General features: G+C 72.7%; 17 protein-coding genes and 2 pseudogenes. 14 read left to right on the top strand and 5 right to left on the bottom strand.

The window, feature by feature from the left end; genetic code table 11:
- Positions 1-2: 2 nt before the first annotated feature.
- The 5 genes and pseudogenes from NF681_10605 to ribD all read left to right on the top strand — a co-directional run bounded on the left by NF681_10605 (position 3) and on the right by ribD (position 6,341).
- On the top strand, positions 3-4,034 hold the full coding sequence (locus tag NF681_10605) for a PilC/PilY family type IV pilus protein (protein ID UST55582.1): 4,032 nt from the start codon (positions 3-5) through the stop codon (positions 4,032-4,034).
- Positions 4,021-4,155 (top strand): annotated as a pseudogene (locus tag NF681_10600) (prepilin-type N-terminal cleavage/methylation domain-containing protein). Before NF681_10605 ends, NF681_10600 begins: the two are co-directional and overlap by 14 nt.
- A gap of 21 nt (positions 4,156-4,176) precedes the next feature.
- Positions 4,177-4,491 (top strand): hypothetical protein, encoded by a 315-nt coding sequence (locus NF681_10595; protein ID UST55739.1) that lies wholly within the window; start codon positions 4,177-4,179, stop codon positions 4,489-4,491.
- On the top strand, positions 4,491-5,144 hold the full coding sequence (locus tag NF681_10590) for a GspH/FimT family pseudopilin (GenBank protein UST55581.1): 654 nt from the start codon (positions 4,491-4,493) through the stop codon (positions 5,142-5,144). The genes NF681_10595 and NF681_10590 overlap by 1 nt, the downstream gene beginning before the upstream one ends.
- A gap of 51 nt (positions 5,145-5,195) precedes the next feature.
- Positions 5,196-6,341 carry a bifunctional diaminohydroxyphosphoribosylaminopyrimidine deaminase/5-amino-6-(5-phosphoribosylamino)uracil reductase RibD gene (ribD, locus tag NF681_10585; GenBank protein UST55580.1) on the top strand — a complete coding sequence of 382 codons (1,146 nt, stop codon included), beginning with the start codon at positions 5,196-5,198 and terminating at the stop codon, positions 6,339-6,341.
- Between the two features lie 61 nt (positions 6,342-6,402).
- On the opposite strand, the gene NF681_10580 is transcribed toward ribD, so the two are convergent.
- From NF681_10580 to NF681_10560, 5 genes and pseudogenes are all read right to left on the bottom strand, one after another.
- Complete coding sequence (locus tag NF681_10580; GenBank protein UST55579.1) at positions 6,403-7,596, bottom strand: KAP family NTPase; 1,194 nt, start codon at positions 7,594-7,596, stop codon at positions 6,403-6,405.
- 119 nt (positions 7,597-7,715) lie between these two features.
- On the bottom strand, positions 7,716-8,702 hold the full coding sequence (locus NF681_10575; GenBank protein ID UST55578.1) for a tripartite tricarboxylate transporter substrate binding protein: 987 nt from the start codon (positions 8,700-8,702) through the stop codon (positions 7,716-7,718).
- 53 nt (positions 8,703-8,755) lie between these two features.
- Positions 8,756-9,973 (bottom strand): tricarballylate utilization 4Fe-4S protein TcuB, encoded by a 1,218-nt coding sequence (gene tcuB, locus NF681_10570; GenBank protein ID UST55577.1) that lies wholly within the window; start codon positions 9,971-9,973, stop codon positions 8,756-8,758.
- A 124-nt stretch (positions 9,974-10,097) separates the two neighbouring features.
- A pseudogene (tcuA, locus tag NF681_10565) lies at positions 10,098-11,498 on the bottom strand (FAD-dependent tricarballylate dehydrogenase TcuA).
- A 170-nt stretch (positions 11,499-11,668) separates the two neighbouring features.
- Positions 11,669-12,613, bottom strand: a complete 945-nt coding sequence (locus NF681_10560) for a LysR substrate-binding domain-containing protein (protein UST55576.1) — start codon at positions 12,611-12,613, stop codon at positions 11,669-11,671.
- 58 nt (positions 12,614-12,671) lie between these two features.
- Between NF681_10560 and NF681_10555 the strand changes: the two genes are divergently transcribed.
- Genes NF681_10555 through tolA form a run of 9 tightly spaced genes read left to right on the top strand, consistent with a single transcriptional unit; the run spans position 12,672 to position 19,480 of the window.
- A complete protein-coding gene (locus NF681_10555) occupies positions 12,672-13,346 on the top strand; it encodes a riboflavin synthase (protein ID UST55575.1) in 675 nt (224 codons plus the stop codon).
- Positions 13,343-14,521, top strand: coding sequence for a bifunctional 3,4-dihydroxy-2-butanone-4-phosphate synthase/GTP cyclohydrolase II (gene ribBA, locus NF681_10550; protein ID UST55574.1), 1,179 nt, complete (start codon positions 13,343-13,345; stop codon positions 14,519-14,521). Before NF681_10555 ends, ribBA begins: the two co-directional genes overlap by 4 nt.
- A gap of 6 nt (positions 14,522-14,527) precedes the next feature.
- A complete protein-coding gene (ribH, locus tag NF681_10545) occupies positions 14,528-14,992 on the top strand; it encodes a 6,7-dimethyl-8-ribityllumazine synthase (protein UST55573.1) in 465 nt (154 codons plus the stop codon).
- On the top strand, positions 14,989-15,540 hold the full coding sequence (gene nusB / locus NF681_10540) for a transcription antitermination factor NusB (GenBank protein ID UST55572.1): 552 nt from the start codon (positions 14,989-14,991) through the stop codon (positions 15,538-15,540). Before ribH ends, nusB begins: the two co-directional genes overlap by 4 nt.
- Positions 15,537-16,724 carry a pyridoxal phosphate-dependent aminotransferase gene (locus NF681_10535; protein UST55571.1) on the top strand — a complete coding sequence of 396 codons (1,188 nt, stop codon included), beginning with the start codon at positions 15,537-15,539 and terminating at the stop codon, positions 16,722-16,724. Before nusB ends, NF681_10535 begins: the two co-directional genes overlap by 4 nt.
- Entirely contained in the window at positions 16,721-17,137 is a 417-nt protein-coding gene (gene ybgC / locus NF681_10530) for a tol-pal system-associated acyl-CoA thioesterase (protein UST55570.1), read from the top strand. Before NF681_10535 ends, ybgC begins: the two co-directional genes overlap by 4 nt.
- A gap of 17 nt (positions 17,138-17,154) precedes the next feature.
- Positions 17,155-17,883: a protein TolQ gene (tolQ, locus tag NF681_10525; protein UST55569.1), complete on the top strand. Its 729-nt coding sequence runs from the start codon at positions 17,155-17,157 to the stop codon at positions 17,881-17,883.
- Positions 17,884-17,926: 43 nt separating this feature from the next.
- Positions 17,927-18,364, top strand: coding sequence for a biopolymer transporter ExbD (locus NF681_10520; GenBank protein UST55568.1), 438 nt, complete (start codon positions 17,927-17,929; stop codon positions 18,362-18,364).
- 3 nt (positions 18,365-18,367) lie between these two features.
- Positions 18,368-19,480: a cell envelope integrity protein TolA gene (gene tolA, locus NF681_10515; protein ID UST55567.1), complete on the top strand. Its 1,113-nt coding sequence runs from the start codon at positions 18,368-18,370 to the stop codon at positions 19,478-19,480.
- Positions 19,481-19,484: the final 4 nt, after the last annotated feature.

Raw genomic sequence — 19,484 nt, 5'->3', positions numbered from 1 at the left:
GCATGGCAAGACGCCTCCGATCGACCACCGCGACGCGGTGGCTGCCGCCCGCACTCCTACTGGCGCTCGCCGGTTCCTGGCTGGCGTTCGGCCAGACCCCGGCCGTCCGGCAGGTGCAACTGTCCGCCGAGCCGCTTCACGCCGGGACCGGCGGTCACCGGCCGACGCTCACCCTGGCGCTGTCGGTCGAGTATCCGACCGTCGGCGCCCAGTACCTCGACCCCGTCTACGACGCCACCGACGCGTACATCGGTCATTTCGACACCGAGAGCTGCTATGCCTACGTGGATGACGCCGATGCATCGCTGCGCCGCTTCGACCGCTTCGGTGCGGCGACCGCCCACGGCTGCGGCGGCGCCGGCTTCAGCGGCAATTTCATGAACTGGGCCACGAGTTCGGCCATCGACGTGCTGCGCCTGGGCCTGACCGGAGGCGACCGCATCGTCGACACGCCCACGCTGACCGTGCTGCAGCGCGCCGTGCTCTATGCGCCTTTCGACGGCAACTTCCTGCGCAAGCGACTCGCGCGCGGCGCCGCCGGCGACGCCCTGCCCCGGACGCTGCTGGGCGACTGGCGCGGCGACGTCTTCATCGGCAATTGCCTGGACCGGGTCGAGTTCGGCACCGAGGCCGGCGGCCGCTGCACGACCCCGGGGGCCAACGCCGACCTGGGCGTCGCGCTGCCGGTGGACGGCGGCGCTCCGAGGACCGCGCACGGCTCGACGCGGCTGTCGAGCGACCGGTTCTTCTACGCCCGCGTGCGCGTGTGCGAGACGGACGGCACGGGTGCGCTGGCCGATCCACGCAGCGGCCTGTGCGCGCTCCAGCCGGCGGGCAACTTCAAGCCGGTGGGCAACCTGCAGAAATATGGCGATCGCGTGCGCGTGGCGGCCTTCGGCTACCTGCTCGATGCGAGCAACGCGCGCTACGGGGGCGTGCTGCGCGCGCCGATGAAGTTCGTCGGCGCGACGCGCATCGACGCGGCGGGCGCGCGACAGCAGGTCAACCCGAAAATGGAATGGGACCCGTCGACCGGCGTGTTCATCCCCAACCCCGATGGCGCGGCCGAAGGCGTGAGCGGCGTCGTCAACTACCTCAACCGGTTCGGCCGAACCGGGACCGAACCCGGCCTGTACAAGCGCCACGATCCGGTGGGCGAGCTGTACTACGAGGCCCTGCGCTACGTGCAGGGCCTGCCGCCGACCCCGCAGGCCACCGCCGGCATGACCGACGCGATGAAGGACGGCTTCCCCGTCCACGACCGCTGGGACGACCCGCACGCGGGCGGCAGCGCCACGAAGGACCAGTCCTGCCTGCGCAACAACATCCTGGTCATCGGCGACATCCACACGCACAAGGACGCGTCGATCCCCGGCCGCGCGAGCGTCGACCCGGAGGAATTCCCACGCTCGGCCGACCCCGCGCGCAACGAGCCCGATTTCGCCGCATGGACGCGCGTCGTCGGCGGCTTCGAGTCGGGCACGCGCGTGCCCTATCCGGACGATCCGTCCCGTGCCAGCGCCAATCCCAACCCGCCCGGCTCGCCGCGCTCGCCGATCCCCGCGCTGGCCACCATCGGCCCCGGTCACGACATCGCCGGCATGGCGTACTGGGCCCGCACGCACGACATCCGCGGCACCGCGTGGACCGCCGAGCCGGCTCGCCAGCGCCCGGGCATGCGCGTGACGACCTACGTGCTGGACGTGAACGAATACGGCGACAGCACCCGGCTCGAGGACCGCCGCCGCAACCAGTTCTTCCTGGCCGCCAAGTACGGCGGCTTCCAGGACCGCTCGGGCATCGGCAACCCCTTCGTCGATGACAAGGGCGCGCTCGACAACGGGGCCTGGGAGCATGCCGCCGGCCAGGGCGATCCGCGCACCTACCACCTCGCGAGCAGCGCGGGCGCCGTCCTGCGCGGGCTCGACGAGATCTTCGCGGGCATCGCCTCGCGCAGCCACACCATCGCCTCGGGCGACGTGCCGACGGCCGGCCTCGCGGTCGGCGAGACCGCCGCCATCTACCGCACCAGCTTCGACACCGACGGCTGGCGCGGCGACCTGCTGGCGCTGCCGCTCACGCTCGACGGGAGCGGCCGCGTGCGGGCCGGCAGCGACCGCGCCGAGGCCCGCTGGTCCGCGGCCGAACGCCTCGACGCGCCCGCGCTCGACCCCGATCGGCGGCGGATCTTCATCGGGCGGGTCGACGCGTCGTCGCGCACGGCCGACGAGTTCCGCTGGGGGCGGCTGGAGGACGGCGGCGCCGACCGGCCGAAGGCATGGCTCGACCGGGTCGACGCGGCGACGCCGCCGGACGGGCTGGGACCCCAGCGCGTCGATTTCCTGCGCGGCGACCGGCGCCTGGAGGGCGTCAGGTTCCGCCGGCGGACCAGTCGCCTGGGCGATTTCGTGAACTCGGGCGTCGCGTTCTCCGGCGCGCCCACGGCCCGCCACGGCTCGACGTCGTACGTCGCGTTCCACGACCGGCACGCGGCCCGCCACAAGGCGGTGTTCGCGGGCGCCAACGACGGCATGCTCCACGCCTTCGATGCCGACACCGGCGACGAGCTCTTCGGCTACATCCCGAGCTGGATGGGGCCGCACCTCGCCGCCCTGACCTCGCCCGCCTACGACGCGGGCCTGCATCGCGCCTACGTCGACGCCACCCCGCGCGTGGCCGAGGCCGAGACGGCCGACGGCGGCTGGAAGACGGTGCTCGCGGGCGGCACGGGCGGCGGCGGCCAGGGCGTCTACGCGCTGGACGTGAGCGATCCGGGCGCCTTCGACGCCTCGAAGGTCCTGTGGGAGTTCACCGACCGCGACGATCCCGCCCTGGGCAACGTGATCGGGCGGCCGCAGATCCTGAAATTCCGCACCAGCGCCCCGAGCGCCGCGGGAGCGCCGACCTACCGCACCTACGTGGTCGTCGCCGGCGGCGTCAATCACACCCGGCCCGACGGCCACGCGAGCGCGGACGGCGCGCCGGCGATCTTCCTGCTCGACCTGTCCAAGCCCGTCGGCACGCCCTGGCGGCTCGGCACCAGTTATTTCCGCCTGTCGATGCCGGTCGACGCCGCGCTGGCGGGCACGCTGTCGCCCGGGATCGTGGATTTCAACCCCGTGATCGGACGCGCCGGCGAGGTCGAGTCGCTGTACTTCGGGGACCTCCACGGCCGCCTGTGGAAGCTCGACTTCTCGAAGAAGGGCAGCGCCGGCTGGACCCTGCCCGGGTTGTCGGCCTTCGTCCGCGACGGTGCGGCACTGCCGCTGTTCGTCGCCCGCGACGCCGGCACCGGGTCCGCCGCCGGTCGTCCCCAACCGATCAGCGTGGCGCCCCGGCTGCTCGCCGGACCCGGCCGGAGCGTCCTGGTCGCGTTCGGCACCGGCAAGCACCTCGAGGCCGACGACCTCCAGGACCCCGCCTCGGCGCAGCGTCAGTCGCTCTACGTGCTGCTGGACGACGCCTCCGCCACGGTGGACGGGGGCGCGGCGATCGCCGGGCGGGACCGCCTCGCCACCGGTGTCGCGCGCGCCGGGACGCTCACCGTTCCGGCCTTCGCCTGGGGCCGCCCGCGGGGGAGCGACGACACGACCCGGCGCGCCGGGTGGCTGGTCGACCTGCCCGACGCCGGCGAGCGCCAGGTCAGCGACCTGACGACCTTCGGCGACACGCTGGTCTTCGCCTCGCTGGTGCCGCCGGGCGCCACGCAGGACGTGTGCGGCGGCGGCTCCGGCAACGTCTACCAGGTGAGCCTGGTGACCGGCGAAGGCCGCTTCCGGGCATCGACCGTCGGGGTGCCCGGGACGCCACTGGTGGTGCGCAGCGGCCCCTCGGTCCACGGTGCGGTCGACGGCACCGGTCGCGGCACCACGCTGACCCGGGGCCGGGTCGTCGCGCGGGGCTCCGGCGGCAACGACGCCCTGGGCTCGACGGCGGCCGGCGACTTCGGCTCGCTGAGCCGGACGAGCGATTTCGGCGTCCTCAACTGGCGTCGCATCCCGAACTACCAGGACCTCCACCATGCCGGCGACTAGCGCCACGGGCGCGGCCGCGCGCGGCCTCACGCTCGTCGAGCTGGCCGTCGCCGTGGCGGTCGTGGCGCTGCTCGCGACGGTCGCGCTGCCGGCCTACCAGGCGTCGGTCCGGAAGGCGCGGCGCGCCGAGGGGCGGACGGCGATCGTCGAACTGCTGCAGCAGCAGGAACGCGCGATGACCCAGGCGTCCACCTACCTGGCCGTGTCGACGCCCGGCGCGGCGGGCACGCTGTTCAAGACCCACTCGGGCGACCTTCCGGCCACGGCCGCCTACCTGCTGGCCGCCACGGCCTGCGACGCGGGCGGCGGCGCGCCGCTGTCGCTCGGCGAATGCGTGCGCGTCACGGCGACGCCGACCCGCGCGGACCCGGCCGTCGGCGTCCTCTGGATGGAGAGCACGGGGAGCCGGGGCTGCGACGGCACCGCCCGCGCCGAGCCGCACGCCTGCTGGCCCTGATGCGCCGCGCCCGCCCCGCCCCGTCCACCCTTTCCGCCCGCGCGGGCCAGGGCCCGTCGCGGTGCCAGCGCGCGCGGCCCGGCGGGTGCGGCTTCACGCTGGTGGAACTGATGGTGGTGCTCGCCGTCCTGAGCATCCTGCTGGTGCTGGCGGCGCCGGGGTTCACGTCCCTCGTGCGCAATGCGCAGATGGCCTCGGCGTCCCATTCGTTCGTCGCCAGCCTCAACGCGGCGCGCTCCGAAGCCATGAAGCGCAACCTGCCGGCCCTGGTGATGCCCCTGGAGCCCGGGCGCCGGGACTGGTCGCGGGGCTTCGTGGCTTTCGTCGACATGGACCGCGACGGCCGCTACGACGCGGCCACCGACCTCACCGTGCTCGCGCAGGCACTGGATGCGCCCTACCTGACGATCGCCGGCACCGGCAGCGTGAAGGCCAACCCCGCCTACGTGCGCTACGATGGTTCGGGCTTCGCCAAGAAGGCCGACGACAGCTTCAACAACCTCAGCATCAGCATCTCCCGCAACGATGTCACCGGCACCGAGGCCTTCGCGCAGAGCCGGCGCATCTTCATCACACGCAACGGCCGCCTGCGGATCTGCACGCCGGCCTCGGCGAGCGACAAGCGCTGCGAACCGCTCGCCGGCGATTCCTGAACCGCTCGCGCCGCCATGGTGGCGCGGGCGTCCCTTCCTGCCGACCCTCCAATGAAACGCTCGCCCGAAGACTGTATGGCCGAGGCGCTCGCCCTGGCCCGCGACGCCCTCCTGCTGACCGATCCCAATCCCCGCGTGGGCTGCGTCATCGCCGCGCCCGACGGCACCGTCCTCGGACGCGGCCACACCCAGCGGGTCGGCGGCCCGCACGCCGAGGTGATGGCGCTGCGCGACGCGGCCGCGCGCGGCCACGGGGTCGCCGGCGCCACCGCCTTCGTCACGCTGGAGCCGTGCTCGCACCACGGCCGCACGCCGCCGTGCTGCGACGCGCTCGTGGCCGCCGGTATCGCCCGCGTGGTCGCCTCGCTGGCCGACCCGAACCCGCTGGTCGCCGGACGCGGCTTCGAGCGCCTGCGCGCGGCCGGCATCGCCGTCGAGGTCGGGCCCGGAGCCGCCGCGTCGCGCGACCTCAACCCCGGCTTCCTCAGCCGCATGACGCATGGCCGGCCCTGGGTCCGCATGAAGGTCGCCGCCTCGCTCGATGGCCGCACCGCGCTGCCCGACGGCAGCAGCCAGTGGATCACCGCCGCGCCGGCGCGCGCCGACGGCCATGCCTGGCGGGCGCGGGCCAGCGCGGTGCTCACCGGCGTCGGCACCGTGCGCGACGACGATCCGCGCCTGGACGTCCGCCTGGTCGAGACCCCGCGCCAGCCGCACCTCGTCGTCGTCGACAGCACCCTTGCCACCCCGCCCACGGCCCGGCTCTTCGACGTGCCGGGGCGCCGCGTCTGGCTCTACGCCGCCCGACGCGACGAGGCCCGGGCCGCGGCCCTGGAGGCGCGGGGCGCGACCGTCACCTGCCTGCCCGACGCGCACGGCAAGGTCGACCTGCCGGCGCTCCTGCGCGACCTGGCCGCGCGCGAGGTCAACGAGTTGCACGTCGAGGCCGGCCACAAGCTCAACGGCTCGCTGCTGCGCGAAGGACTGGTCGACGAGCTGCTGCTTTACCTCGCGCCCAAGCTGCTGGGCGACGGCCCGGGCCTGGCGCACGAACCCTTCGCGGGCGGCCCGCTCGCACGCCTGGCCGACGCCACGACGCTGGCGTTCACGGCGTTCGACCAGGTCGGCGACGACCTGCGCATCCGCGCGCGCGTGGCCGCCCGCGATCCGGACGCCACCCCGGCGCCGATGCCGTGAGGTCCCGGGGACGGGGCGGCGTCGGCCACGTCCGCGCGCTCCCTCCCGGTGCGCCCGGACCTCAGTCCGGGGACGGGTCGGCCCGCGGCGGCCCCGCCAGTGCCCACGCGGCGTGCTGCGAGTCCTCGATGAACCACAGGCCACGGCCCGCGTTCCAGATCAGCGATTCCTTGCGCAGCCGCTCGAGCGCCACCTGCACGGCCGACGGTCCGGGAACGGAGCCCGCGGTCTCCGGCGCCGGGACCGGGGCCCACACCGCCATCAGCGCCGCGTAGTCCTGCAGCGCCGCACCGTCGAAAGGGGTGAAATCGCGTCCGAGCCGGGCCATGCGACGGAAGACCGCCGCGTCCAGGGCGTCCATGGCGCGCAGCGAGACCATGAACGCCTGGCGCGCCGCCTCCATGGCCCGGACGGCCCCGGCGACGAAGACCCGGTCGATCGTGGTCCGGTCCAGTGCCGGGTCCCGCTCGAACGACGTCAGCAGGGCCTGCAGCGGTTCGGGTCGCCGGCTGAAGATCTCGAAGGCGTCGTGGAGCACGTCCAGGCCGAGATGGCCCTTGAACGGCGAATGGTCCAGGACCCAGGCGAGGTAGGTGTCGTCGAGTTCCGGCAGGTGCTCCTGCCGGGCATGGAAGAAGGCCTGGTCCTTGGAGGCCACCAGCGTCATCAGCCGGTCGCTGTTGGAGCCGGTGGCGATCAGGCGGAAACCGGCGCCCTCGCCCAGGATCATGGCGTCGCGCGCCGCCTTGAGGGCGAACATGGTCTGGCGTCCCTCGTCGGTGGTCTGCGCGTGCTGCGCCTCGTCGATGACCATCACGATCGGCTTGTCGGTCGCCGCGCTGAGCTTTTCCAGCGTCCGGGCGATGCTGTCGCCGTCCTGCGTGCCGATGGCCCCGAGGTCCATCTCCAGGCCGCCGATCCTGACCTTCTTCAGGCCCACCAGCTTGGCGGCACGGGTGACCGCGCCGCTCTCGTGGAGGATGGCCTCGGCGATGGCGGCGACGATCACCCGGGCCGGATCGATCTGCTTCTGCTCCCACAGGTCGGCGTAGATCACGATGGCGCCGGCCTCGCGCAGGAGCGGCAGCAGGTCGGCCTTGATGAAGGTCGTCTTGCCGGTGCGGCGGGGCGCGGAGAGGAACAGGCCGGACTTGTAGCCGGGGTCGCCGAGCTTGTCGAGGATCGACTCGGCGAGCCCGGTCCGGTGGAAGATGTGTTCGCGGTCGCGCTTGAGCGACAGGGGCTTCACGGCCATGAGCGGATCGAATTATGGAAAATTATGTGGTTTTCCATCGATTATGGAGAATTAGAGAAAGCGCCGCGACCGCTTTCCTCATGCGCCCCGTGCTCGTGCGCCGTGCGCCGGCGCGGCCCTCACTCGGCGCTGATCTTGCGCTCGCGCACCAGCTTGCCCCATTTGTCCGACTCCGAGCGCATGAAGGCCGCGAGTTCGGCGCGGCCCGTGGGCTGCGGCGTCAGGCCGTGCTTGTCCAGGGCCTCTTTCACTCCGGGGTCGCCCAGCACCTTCACGATCTCGACGTTCCAGCGGTCGAGCAGCGCGACGGGCGTCTTGGCCGGCGCGACGAAGGCGTACCAGTTGAGCGCCTCGAAGCCGGGGTAGCCGGCCTCGGCCACGGTCGGGATGTTGGGCAGGTACGCCGGCCGCTTCGAGCCCGTGGTGGCGAGCGGGACGAGCTTGCCGGCCTCGACCTGCGGCATCGCCGTGGGCGGCGCCGAGAAGTAGGAGGCCACGCGTTCGCCCAGCAGGTCCTGCAGCGCGGGCGCCCCGCCCTTGTACGGCACGTGGGTCATGTCGATGCCCGCGCGCTGGTTGAACAGCTCGCCCGCCAGGTGCGAGGCCGAGCCGGCGCCGGTGGAGGCGAAGTCGATGCTGCCGGGCTTCTTCTTCGACAGCTCGACGAACTGCGCCAGGGTGGTCGCGCCCACGGCCTTGTTCACCACCAGGACGTTGGGGAAATTGACGCCGCCCGACACCGGCGCGAGGTCCTTGAACGGGTCGTAGGGCAGCTTCATCAGGTGCGGGGCGATGGTCAGCGGGCCGATCGAGCCGAACAGCAGCACCGAGCCGTCGGCCGCCGCGTGGGCGACGTACTGGTGCGCGATGTTGCCGCCGGCGCCGCCCCGGTTGTCGACCACGACGGTCTGGCCGATGTTCTCGGCGAGCTTCCTGGCGATGAGGCGCGCGGCGGCATCGGCCGCGCCGCCGGGCGCGAAGCCGACCACCAGGGTGACGGGCTTCCTGGGCGGGAAATCCGGGGTCTGGGCGGCGGCGCCGCTCGCGCCGAGGGCGCTCAGGGTCACCAGGGCGGCGGTGGTCAGCAGTCGTCGTCGAACTTGCATGCGGTGGGTCTCCATCGGGGGTCGTCGTTGTGGGATCGGATCGCGGATCGGGTTCAGTCGCTGCCCAGCTGCAGCCGGTTGGGCAGTCGCTTCTCGATCGAGAACTTCAGGAGCGCGGCGCTGCGGAACACGCCGTGGGCGAACTTGCCGTACGGCAGCGTCAGGAACAGCGCCATCACCACGCCCAGGTGCACCGCCAGCAGCAGGCCCATGGCGGCGGTGTCGCGCCACGCCAGCAATGCCAGCCCGGTGGCGCTGGTCAGCAGCAGCAAGGCGATGAACCCCCGGTCCATGGGCTTCTGCGCCGCGTCGCCATGCTGCGGGTCGCGCCGCAGGTTGAGCCATAGCAGGCCGGACGGCCCGATCAGCAGGCCGATGCCGCCGAGCGTGCCCAGGATCACCGGGGCGCTGGTCAGCGGGTACGGCGCCTGCCAGCCCAGCAGGTAGTGGTAGAGCGTGGCCACCGAGGTCGCCGCGAAGCACAGCATGAAGCCGTAGAAGGTGAAGTGGTGGAAACGCCGGCGCCAGAGCGTGAACTTGTCGTCCGCGTCGTTGCACCCCTGCCCGTGGCCGCCGCCGAGGTACTTCAGCCGCAGCGCGTCGTGCGCGGCCTCGGCGGCGGCGGCGCCGGGCACGCCGGCCGCGGGCGTCACCTCGCGCCAGAAGCGCCGCACGCCCAGGCCCAGCGCCAGCACCACGAACATCGACACCGCGCCGAAGACCAGCGCCAGGAAGTTGTGCGGGAAGATGGCGTAGAAATTCCCCGCCAGCGGCTGGTGCAGCAGGGGTCCGGCCATGGCCAGACCCAGCACCAGGAACAGCGCGAGCCCCGCCGCCAGCGCCAGCGCCACCGTCAGGCCCGCGCGCTCGTAGAGGCGGCCCATGACCGGGGGCCACGCATAGTCGTGGTAGGTCTGCACCCGCACCTGCGCCATGGCCTGCGGCACGTTCACCGCGAACTCGTGCGGCGGCGCGTACTGGCAGGCGTGCAGGCAGGCGCCGCAGTTGTGACAGAGGTTGGCCAGGTAGTGCGTGTCGGCCTTGCCGAACTCGAGGCGGCGCGTCATGGCCGGGAACACCGCGCAGAAGCCCTCGCAGTAGCGGCAGGCGTTGCAGATCTGCAGGATGCGGGCGACCTCCTGCTCCCCGGCCGACAGCGCCCCGGCCGGACGGATGGGAATCACGCGCGGATTGGCGCTGGGGCGGCCGTCCTGGCCCAGGGGGTCGGATTCGGCCCGGACGCGTTCGATGATCTCAGTGAGTGGCGGCATGGTCGTGCTCCCGGGTGGTGGCGTGGGTCGCGGCCTGGGCCGTCGTCGTGGTCGCGGAGGACGGCGGCGCTTCCGGCCGGATCGCCCTCATCTCCTGGTCGAACCCCGCGTGCCGGTGGCCGCAGGATCGCGCCGCCTCCACCCCCGCGATGCGCCCGAACGCGGTGCCGATGCTCATTCCCACGCCCGCCGTGTAGCCCTTGCCCAGGACGTTGCCGGCCATCATCTCGCCGGCCACGAACAGGTTGGCGCTCGGTCGGCCCTGAAAGCGCACGGCCGTGGTCTCGTCGACCTTCAGGCCCAGGTAGGTGAAGGTGATGCCGGGGCGCAGCGGATAGCCGTAGAAGGGGGCCGTGTCCAGCGGGCGGGCCCAGTGGGTCTTGGGCGGCGCGAGGCCCTCGGTGTGGCAGTCGTCCAGCGCGGTGTGGTCGAAGGTGCCGACGCGGCAGGCGGCGTTGTAGTCGTTCACGGTTTTCATGAAGGTGGGGACGTCCAGTCCCAGCTGGCGCGCGAGGTCCTCCAGGGTGTCGGCGCGCGTGCCTTCGAAGACCGGTGGCATGAAGCGGCCGATGGCTTTCCGGTCGATCACGGAGTAGGCGATCTGCCCCGGCTGCTGGGCCACCAGCCGGCCCCAGATGGCATAGCGCTTGGGCCAGAAATCCTCGCCTTCGTCGTAGAAGCGCGCCGCCTCGCGGTTGACCACCAGCCCCAGCGACACGCAGTCGATGCGGGTGCAGATGCCGCCGTCGTAGAGCGGCGCGCGGGCGTCGATGGCCACGCAGTGCGCCTGCGTCGGGTCACCGATGGAATCCACCCCGGCCTCCTCCAGCATGAACTTCAGCAGCACGCCCTGGTTGAAGCGCGTGCCGCGCACGCGGAAGTTCTCCGCCGGCCATTCGCCGCGCTCGTTCTGTCCCCAGGCCTCGCGCTGCCAGGCCAGGTTGGACTCGAAGCCGCCGCACGCCATCACGCAGCTGCGCGCGGCGATGCGCTCGCCACCGGCGGTGATGGCGGCGACGAAGCGGTCGCCGTCGAGTTCCAGCCGTTCGACGGGCGTGTCGTAGCGCACCCGCACGCCCAGCGCCTCGGCGCTGCGGTAGTAGGCGTTGACCAGCGCCTTGCCGCCGCCCATGAAGAAGGCGTTGGTGCGCGCCACGTGCAGCGCGCCCGACAGCGGCGGCTGGAAATGCACGCCGTGGCGGCGCATCCAGGGCCGGCAGCCGGCCGAATGGCGGATCACCAGCCGCGCCAGCGCCTCGTCGGTGAGACCGCCGGTCACCTTCAGCAGGTCCTGCCAGTACTCCTCCTCCCCGTAGGCCTCGATCAGCACGTCCTGCGGCGCGTCGTGCATGCAGCGCAGGTTGCGCACGTGCATGGAGTTGCCGCCGCGCCAGGCGCGCGGGGCCGATTCGACCAGCAGCACGGACGCGCCGGCCTCGCGCGCCATGAGGGCGGCGCAGAGCGCGGCGTTGCCGCCGCCGATCACCAGCACGTCCGCCGGGGGATGGTTGCCTGTTGTGGCCATGGTCGTCTCGTGGGGAACTCGAAGGATCGCGGTGGGGTCCGCGCAAGAGCCCGCACTCTAGGTCGCCGGCCGCCGCCGCGGAAGGCCGGTTCCGGCATGGACCCTTCACGATCCGTGATGGCCGGCCGCCGGCGCCGGCGAGCGCGACGGCGGGCGTCGCGCGGCCGCCCTCAGTCCGGCCGCACCAGCGTCGCGCCCGGCCACTGGCCGGCCGCCACCAGACCACGCGCGACATCGGCCAGCACCACCCGCACCGCCAGCGCCGCGGGCGGGAGTTCGTCGTCCGACAGGCTGCAGATCGCGTTGCGGCGATGCGCCTGCGGATCGGCCAGCGGCGCCAGGTGGAAGCGCTCGGCCGCGTCCGGGTAGCGACCGACCGCCGCGCCGGGCTGCACGGTGGCGCCGAAGCCCGCGTCCACCGCGGCCATCAGCATGGCCAGCGAATCGATCTCCGCCACCGGCTGCAGGGTGACCCGGGCGCGCAGCGCCGCGGCGTCGACGGTCGCGCGCAGGCCATGGCCGCCGGTGGGCAGGATCAGCGGCTGCGCGGCCAGCGCGCGCATCGAGACCGGGCGGGCACCGGCGCCGGCGCCCTCGGGCATGTGGCGCCGCGCCCGGATCAGCAGCAACTTCTCGTCGAGCAGCGGCATGACGCTCCAGCGCCGGCCGGCCTGGGTGGAGAACAGCACGGCCAGGTCGAGCCGGCGGGCATCGAGCATGGCCGAGAGGTGGCCCGACAGGCTCTCGACCATGTGCAGGCGCACGTCCGGATAGCGCTCGCGCAGCGCGCGCATCAGCGGCAGCGCCAGCACGGCGCCGGTGGTGGGCGCCAGCCCGACGCTGACCGTGCCCGTCAGCCGCGCCGAGCGCGCCACGCGCTGGGCCTGCTCGGCGTGGCGCAGGGTGAGCTGCGCCTCGCGGAAGAACGCGGCGCCGGCGTCGGTGGGCAGCACGCCGCGCGCGCTGCGCTGCAGGAGCCGGGTGGCGAGTTCGCCTTCGAGCCGGCTGAGCTGCTGGCTCAGCGCCGAGGGGACCACCCCCAGGTCGACGGCGGCGCGGCCCAGGCTGCCGAGTTCGACGGCGCGGACGAAATAGCGGAGTTGACGCAGTTCCATGAAGGGACGGATCGGTGGGTGCCCGGGCCGGCCCGCCGGCCCGTGCGAAAATGCAACGATGTTCACCGGAATCATCACCGGCGTGGGGCGTATCGCCGCCGTCCACGACCTCGGAAGCTCCTTATCCCACGGCAAGCGGCTGCGCATCGCCACGCCCGCCGGCTACCTCGACGACGTCGGCCTGGGCGACAGCATCGCCCTCAACGGGGCCTGCATGACGGTCACCTCGCTCGATCCGGCCGGGCCCTCCTTCACCATCGACATCTCGGCCGAATCGCTCGACAAGACCGCCGGTCTCGCCGAGACCGACGGCCGCGTCAACCTGGAGAAGGCGCTGCGCGCCAGCGACCGGCTCGGCGGCCACATCGTCTCGGGCCATGTCGACGGCATCGGCACCGTCGCGCGGTTCGAGGCGGTCGGCGAGAGTTGGGAACTGCGCGTGCTGGCCCCACCCTCGCTGGCCCGCTTCCTTGCCTACAAGGGCTCGATCACCGTCAACGGCGTGAGCCTGACGGTCAACAGCGTGCGCGACACCGACGCAGGCAGCGAGATCAGCATCAACCTGATTCCGCACACGGTCGAGAACACCGCGCTCGGCACCCTGGCCGCCGGCGCCAGCGTCAACCTCGAGATCGACACGGTCGCGCGCTACGTGGAGCGCATGCTCCAGGCCGGCGCGATCGGCATTCCTCCCCTGGCGAGCCCGGCCGCGCCGAAAGACCTGTACGCATGAACGCTTCCGTGACACCGATCGGCGCCGCCGTCCCGCGCGCCACGCCGACGACGGCTCCGGCCCCGGTCGCGCCCATCTCCCCGGTGGAGGAGATCGTCGCCGAGATCGCCGCCGGCCGCATGGTGATCCTGGTCGACGAGGAGGACCGCGAGAACGAGGGCGACATCGTCCTGGCCGCCGACCACGTCACGCCCGAGGCCATCAACTTCATGGCGCGCCACGCGCGCGGCCTGATCTGCCTGACGCTGTCGCGCGAGATGTGCGAGCGGCTGAACCTGCCCCCGATGGTCGCGCGCAACGGCGCCAAGCACGCCACCGCCTTCACCGTCTCGATCGAGGCCGCCGAGGGCGTGACCACCGGCATCTCCGCGGCCGACCGCGCCCGCACCGTGGCGGCGGCCGTCGCGCGCGACGCCGTGGCCGCCGACCTGGTGCAGCCCGGCCACATCTTCCCGCTGCAGGCGGTCGACGGCGGCGTGCTGATGCGCGCCGGCCACACCGAGGCCGGCTGCGACTTCGCCGCGATGGCCGGCTGCTCGCCCGCTTCGGTGATCTGCGAGATCATGAACGAGGACGGCACGATGGCGCGCCTGCCCGACCTGCAGGTCTTCGCCGCCCTCCACGGCCTGAAGATCGGCACCATCGCCGCGCTCATCGAGCACCGCAGCCGCACCGAATCCCTGGTCGAGCAGATCGGCTCGCGCCCCCTCCAGACCGCCTGGGGCGCCTTCACGGCCCACGCGTTCCGCGACAAGCCCAGCGGCGGCATCCACCTGGCACTGGTGCGCGGCACCTGGAACGCGGACGACTCCATCGCCGTGCGCGTGCACGAGCCGCTGTCGGTGCTCGACGCGCTGGAGGTCGGACGGCCGATGCATTCGTGGGGGCTCGACGCCAGCCTCGCCCACATCGCCGCGCAGGACCGGGGCGTGGCGGTGCTGCTGAACTGCGGCGAGTCCGGCACCGAGCTGCTCGCGCAGTTCGAGGGCACCGCTCGCCCGGCACAGGCGCCCGAGCGCGGCCGCATGGACCTGCGCAGCTACGGCGTGGGCGCCCAGATCCTGCGCGAATGCGGCGTCCATCGGATGCACCTGCTGGGCACGCCGCGCCGCATGCCGAGCATGGCGGCAGGCTACGGCCTCGAGATCACCGGCTACCTCCAGAAGAAAGACTGAATCCCCATGCTTCACGCGAACAAGGGCGCCGAGACGGCGCTCGACGGTACCGGCCTGCGCATCGGCATCGTCCAGGCGCGCTTCAACGCCGACATCACCGACGCCCTGGCCGAGGCCTGCATGGCCGAACTCTCGGCGCTCGGGGTGGCCGACCACCACATCGACCACGTCGCCGTGCCCGGCGCCCTCGAGGTGCCCGTGGCGCTGCAGGCGATGGCCCGGCGCGGCGGCTACGACGCGCTGGTCGCGCTGGGCTGCATCGTGCGCGGCGAGACCTACCACTTCGAGCTGGTGGCCAACGAATCGGGCGCCGGCGTGAGCCGCGTCGCGCTCGACCACGCCCTGCCCGTGGCCAACGCCATCCTCACGACCGAGAACATCGAACAGGCCGTGGCCCGCCAGAGCGACAAGGGACGCGACGCCGCGCGCGTCGCCGTCGAGATGGTCCGGCTGCTGGCGCAACTCAAATGACCGACGACGCCCGCCCGACCCCCTCCGCCGCCGCCGACGGCCGTCCGCAGCGCCAGTCGCGCAGCGGCCTGACCAGCACCGGCGCCCGCAAGGCCTCGGCCAAGTCCAACCGCAGCCGCTCGCGCGAGTTCGCCCTGCAGGCGCTCTACCAGCACCTGGTCGGCCGCAACGACCCGACCGACATCGACCACTTCACGCGCGACCTCGCGGGCTTCCACAAGGCCGACGCGGCGCACTACGACGCGCTGCTGCACGGCGCGATCCGCGAGGAGGCCGAACTCGACGCGCTGATCGTGCCGCTGCTCGACCGCAAGATGGCCGAGATCTCGCCCATCGAGCACGCCGTCATGTGGATCGGCGTCTACGAGTTCCGCCATTGCCTGGACGTGCCGTGGCGCGTGGTGCTCAACGAGTGCATCGAGCTGGCCAAGGAGTTCGGCGGCACGGACGGCCACAAGTACGTCAACGCCGTGTTGAACGGCCTGGCCCCGCAGCTGCGCGGCGGCGAGGTCGAAGCCGACCGGGCCTCGGGCAAGGCCCGCGCATGAGGATCTCGCGGCGCGCCGAGCGCATCGAGCCGTTCTACGTGATGGAGGTGGCCAAGGCGGCCGGCGTGCTGGCGCGCGAGGTGGCCCACACCGAGCGTCCGATGATCTTCCTGAACATCGGCGAGCCCGACTTCACGGCGCCGCCGCTGGTGCAGGAGGCGGCCCTGCGGGCGGTGCGCGCCGGCGCCACGCAATACACCCCGGCCACCGGACTGCACGCGCTGCGCGAGCGCATCTCGGACTGGTACCGGCAGCGTTTCGGCATCGACGTGCCGGCACGGCGCATCGTGGTCACCGCCGGCGCCTCCGCCGCGCTGCAACTGGCCTGCCTGGCGCTGATCGACGCCGGCGACGAGATCCTGCTGCCCGATCCGAGCTATCCGTGCAACCGGCATTTCGTGACCGCCGCCGAAGGCACGCCGGTCCTGATCCCCACCACCGCCGCCGAGCGCTTCCAGCTCAGCGCCGGGAAGGTCGAGGCCGCCTGGGGCGCGCGCACGCGCGGCGTGCTGCTGGCCTCGCCATCGAACCCGACCGGCACCTCGATCGCGCCGGACGCGCTGCGCCGCATCCACGAGGTCGTGACGCGGCGCGGCGGCGTCACGCTGGTCGACGAGATCTACCTGGGCCTGTCGCACGACGAACGCTACGGCCAGAGCGCGCTGGCCATCGACGACCAGGTCATCAGCATCAACAGCTTCAGCAAGTACTTCAGCATGACCGGCTGGCGCCTGGGCTGGCTGGTGGTGCCCGACGTGCTGGTGGCGGCCGTCGAGCGGCTGGCGCAGAACCTCTTCATCTGCGCGAGCACCGTGTCGCAGCACGCGGCGCTGGCGTGCTTCGAGGCCGAAAGCATCGCCGAGTACGAACGACGCCGCGCCGAGTTCAAGGCCCGGCGCGACTGGTTCATCCCGCGGCTCGAGGCCCTCGGGCTGCCGGTGCCGGTGATGCCCGACGGCGCCTTCTACGCCTGGGCGGACTGCACCGCGCTGGCGCGCAGGCTGGGCGTCGAAGGCAGCTGGGACACCACGTTCGAGCTGATGCGGCGCGCCCACGTGGCCGTGACGCCGGGACGCGATTTCGGCCACGCCGGAACGGCGGACTTCGTGCGCTTCTCCACCGCCAGCTCGATGTCGCACCTCCAGGAGGCCATCGGGCGGATCGAGGCGCTGGCGGCCGCATGAGCTTCGCCTTCGACATCCGGGTGTACTGGGAGGACACCGATGCCGGCGGCATCGTGTTCTACGCCAACTACCTGAAGTTCATGGAGCGCGCCCGCACCGAATGGTTGCGCGCCATGGGCATCGAGCAGCACGCCCTTCGCGAGGCCACCGGCGGCATGTTCGTCGTCAGCGACACGCAGCTCAAATACCACCGCCCGGCGCGCCTGGACGACCTGCTGGTCGTCACGGCCGAGCTCACGCAGCGCGGCGCCGCCTCCCTCACCATCGCCCAGCGCGTGCTGTCCAGGGCCGAGCCCGACGCGCTGCTGTGCGAGGGCGCCATCCGCATCGGCTGGGTCGACGCGGCGTCGCTGCGGCCCGCGCGCATGCCCCGGCACGTCGCGGGAACCCTGGCGCGCCACGGCGCTCCATGAATCACTCCACCCAAGCCATGAACCAAGACCTCTCCATCGTCACCCTTCTGCTGCACGCGAGCTTCGTCGTGCAGCTGGTCGTGCTCCTGCTCGTGGGCATCTCCATCGCGAGCTGGGCCGCGATCTTCCGCAAGTTCTTCGCGCTCAAGCGCATGCGCGCGCTCAACGACGACTTCGAGCGCGAGTTCTGGTCGGGCACCAGCCTGAACGAGCTGTTCTCCGCGGCCGCGCAGAACGCCAAGCTGTCCGGCCCGATGGAGCGCATCTTCGCCTCGGGCATGCGCGAGTACCAGAAGCTGCGCGAGCGCCACGTCGCCGACGCCGGCACGCTGCTCGACGGCGCCCGCCGCGCCATGCGCGCGAGCTTCCAGCGCGAACTCGACGTGGCCGAGTCGAACCTCTCGTTCCTCGCCACGGTCGGTTCGGTGTCGCCCTACGTCGGCCTGTTCGGCACGGTCTGGGGGATCATGCACGCCTTCACCGGCCTGGCCGCGCTGGCCCAGGTGACGCTGGCCACCGTGGCCCCCGGCATCGCCGAGGCGCTGGTGGCCACTGCCATCGGCCTGTTCGCCGCGATTCCGGCGGTGGTCAGCTACAACCGCTTCGCGCGCGAGATCGACAAGATCGCCATCGCGCTGGAGACCTTCATCGAGGAGTTCTCCAACATCCTGCAGCGCAACCTGTCGACGCACCTGCCGGCCAGCCCGAGCGCGGCCACCGGCGGCGTCTCGGCCACGGGCCGCTGAGCGGCGCCGCGCGCCCTCCCCAAGCGAAGCACCGGAGAACCCCATGCCCGCCGTTTCATCCCGTGGCCGCGGACGCCGCACGATCAACGAGATCAACATGGTCCCGTTCATCGACGTGATGCTGGTGCTGCTGATCATCTTCATGGTCACCGCGCCCCTCATCACGCCCAGCGTCATCAACCTGCCCAGCGTCGACCGCGCCAACAAGCAGCCCGACAAGCCCATCGAGATCGTCATCAAGACCGAGGACGAGATCCAGGTCAAGAAGGACCCCTCCACCGGCTCGGGCGGGCGCAACGTGCCTTTCGGGCAGATCGGCCAGGCCGTGCAGGCGGCGCAGGCCGGCGACGCCCAGCGCCCGGTGGTCATCAGCGCCGACAAGTCGGTGAAGTACGAGACGGTCGTCAAGGCGATGAACGAACTCAAGCGCGCCGGCGTCGAGCGCGTGGGCCTTTCCGTCACGACCACGGGCGCAAAGTAAGGGATGTCGCTCGCTTCGGACCGCCCCGAATTCGCGCCCCCGCCCCAGCGCGGCACGCCGCGCGCGGTGGTGTTCGCGCTGCTGGCGCACGTGGTGCTCATCGCCGCGCTGACCTGGGGCGTCAGCTGGAAACGCGACACCGAGGAAAGCGACGCCGTCGAGGCCGAGATCTGGTCGTCGACCGTGCAGCGCGCGGCGCCGCGCCTGTCGCAGCCGCCCGCGCCGACGCCGGAGCCCGCGACGCCGCCGCCGCCGCCTCCTCCGCCTCCTCCGCCGCCCCCGCCCGCCCCCGCGCCGGCGCCCCGGCCGGCACCGCCCCCGCCCCCGGCGCCCGCCGTGCGCCCGCCCGATCCCACGCCCGCCCCGCGCGCGCCCGACATCGCGCTCGAACGGGAGAAGAAGCTCAAGGAGCAGAAGGAACGCGAGCGCGACCTGGAGGAAGCGCGGCAGGAGAAGAAGCGCGAAGCCGCGAAGGAAGCCGCCCGGGAGGCGGCGAAGAAGGCCGCACAGGACAAGAAGGAACTCGAAGCCAGGCGCCGCGCGGAGGAGGAAGCCGAGGACCGCCGCGAAGCCCAGCAGAAGGCCCAGGCCGACGCCCGCCGCAAGAAGGAGGCCGAGGCCCGACAGCAGGCCGAGGCGAAGCAGGCCGCCGAGACGAAACAGGCCGAGGCGCGCAAGGCCGAAGCCAAGGCCAGGGCGGATGCCGCGGCCGCCGCGTCCGCCGCCGCCGCCAAGCAGGCCGCGGCCGACCGTGCCGCCACGCTCAAGCGCATGCAGGGCCTCGCCGGCGCCAGCGGCGACGACGGCGCCACGGGCAACGCGCAGAAGTCGTCCGGTCCCTCGGGCAGTTATGGCGGCCGCGTCGCGGCGGCGGTGCGGCCCAATGTCGTCTTCCCGGACGCGGACCTGGTGAGCGGCAATCCCGGCGCCGAATTCGACGTGCGCCTGGCGCCCGACGGCACCATCGTCGGCACGCCGCGGCTGGTCAAGTCGAGCGGCCTGCCCGCCTGGGACCAGGCGGCCCTGCGCGCGCTGCAGAAGACCGAGCGGCTGCCGCGCGACATCGACGGCCGGGTGCCGACGGCGCTGATCGTGCAGCTCAAGCCCAAGCGCTGAGCCG

It is taken from the genome of Comamonadaceae bacterium OTU4NAUVB1 (genome assembly GCA_024372625.1).
GTDB lineage: Bacteria > Pseudomonadota > Gammaproteobacteria > Burkholderiales > Burkholderiaceae_C > Variovorax.
The sequence above is the reverse complement of the archived record's forward strand: the minus strand, read 5'-3'. Positions and strand labels throughout refer to the sequence as shown.

Excerpts from the sequence above, each read along its gene's own strand:
- NF681_10605 (UST55582.1), top strand. The coding sequence starts at position 3 with ATGGCAAGACGCCTCCGATCGACCACCGCGACGCGGTGGCTGCCGCCC.
- NF681_10590 (UST55581.1), top strand. The coding sequence starts at position 4,491 with ATGCGCCGCGCCCGCCCCGCCCCGTCCACCCTTTCCGCCCGCGCGGGC.
- ribD (UST55580.1), top strand. The coding sequence starts at position 5,196 with ATGAAACGCTCGCCCGAAGACTGTATGGCCGAGGCGCTCGCCCTGGCC.
- NF681_10580 (UST55579.1), bottom strand. The coding sequence starts at position 7,596 with ATGGCCGTGAAGCCCCTGTCGCTCAAGCGCGACCGCGAACACATCTTC.
- NF681_10575 (UST55578.1), bottom strand. The coding sequence starts at position 8,702 with ATGCAAGTTCGACGACGACTGCTGACCACCGCCGCCCTGGTGACCCTG.
- tcuB (UST55577.1), bottom strand. The coding sequence starts at position 9,973 with ATGCCGCCACTCACTGAGATCATCGAACGCGTCCGGGCCGAATCCGAC.
- NF681_10560 (UST55576.1), bottom strand. The coding sequence starts at position 12,613 with ATGGAACTGCGTCAACTCCGCTATTTCGTCCGCGCCGTCGAACTCGGC.
- NF681_10555 (UST55575.1), top strand. The coding sequence starts at position 12,672 with ATGTTCACCGGAATCATCACCGGCGTGGGGCGTATCGCCGCCGTCCAC.
- ribBA (UST55574.1), top strand. The coding sequence starts at position 13,343 with ATGAACGCTTCCGTGACACCGATCGGCGCCGCCGTCCCGCGCGCCACG.
- ribH (UST55573.1), top strand. The coding sequence starts at position 14,528 with ATGCTTCACGCGAACAAGGGCGCCGAGACGGCGCTCGACGGTACCGGC.
- nusB (UST55572.1), top strand. The coding sequence starts at position 14,989 with ATGACCGACGACGCCCGCCCGACCCCCTCCGCCGCCGCCGACGGCCGT.
- NF681_10535 (UST55571.1), top strand. The coding sequence starts at position 15,537 with ATGAGGATCTCGCGGCGCGCCGAGCGCATCGAGCCGTTCTACGTGATG.
- ybgC (UST55570.1), top strand. The coding sequence starts at position 16,721 with ATGAGCTTCGCCTTCGACATCCGGGTGTACTGGGAGGACACCGATGCC.
- tolQ (UST55569.1), top strand. The coding sequence starts at position 17,155 with ATGAACCAAGACCTCTCCATCGTCACCCTTCTGCTGCACGCGAGCTTC.
- NF681_10520 (UST55568.1), top strand. The coding sequence starts at position 17,927 with ATGCCCGCCGTTTCATCCCGTGGCCGCGGACGCCGCACGATCAACGAG.
- tolA (UST55567.1), top strand. The coding sequence starts at position 18,368 with ATGTCGCTCGCTTCGGACCGCCCCGAATTCGCGCCCCCGCCCCAGCGC.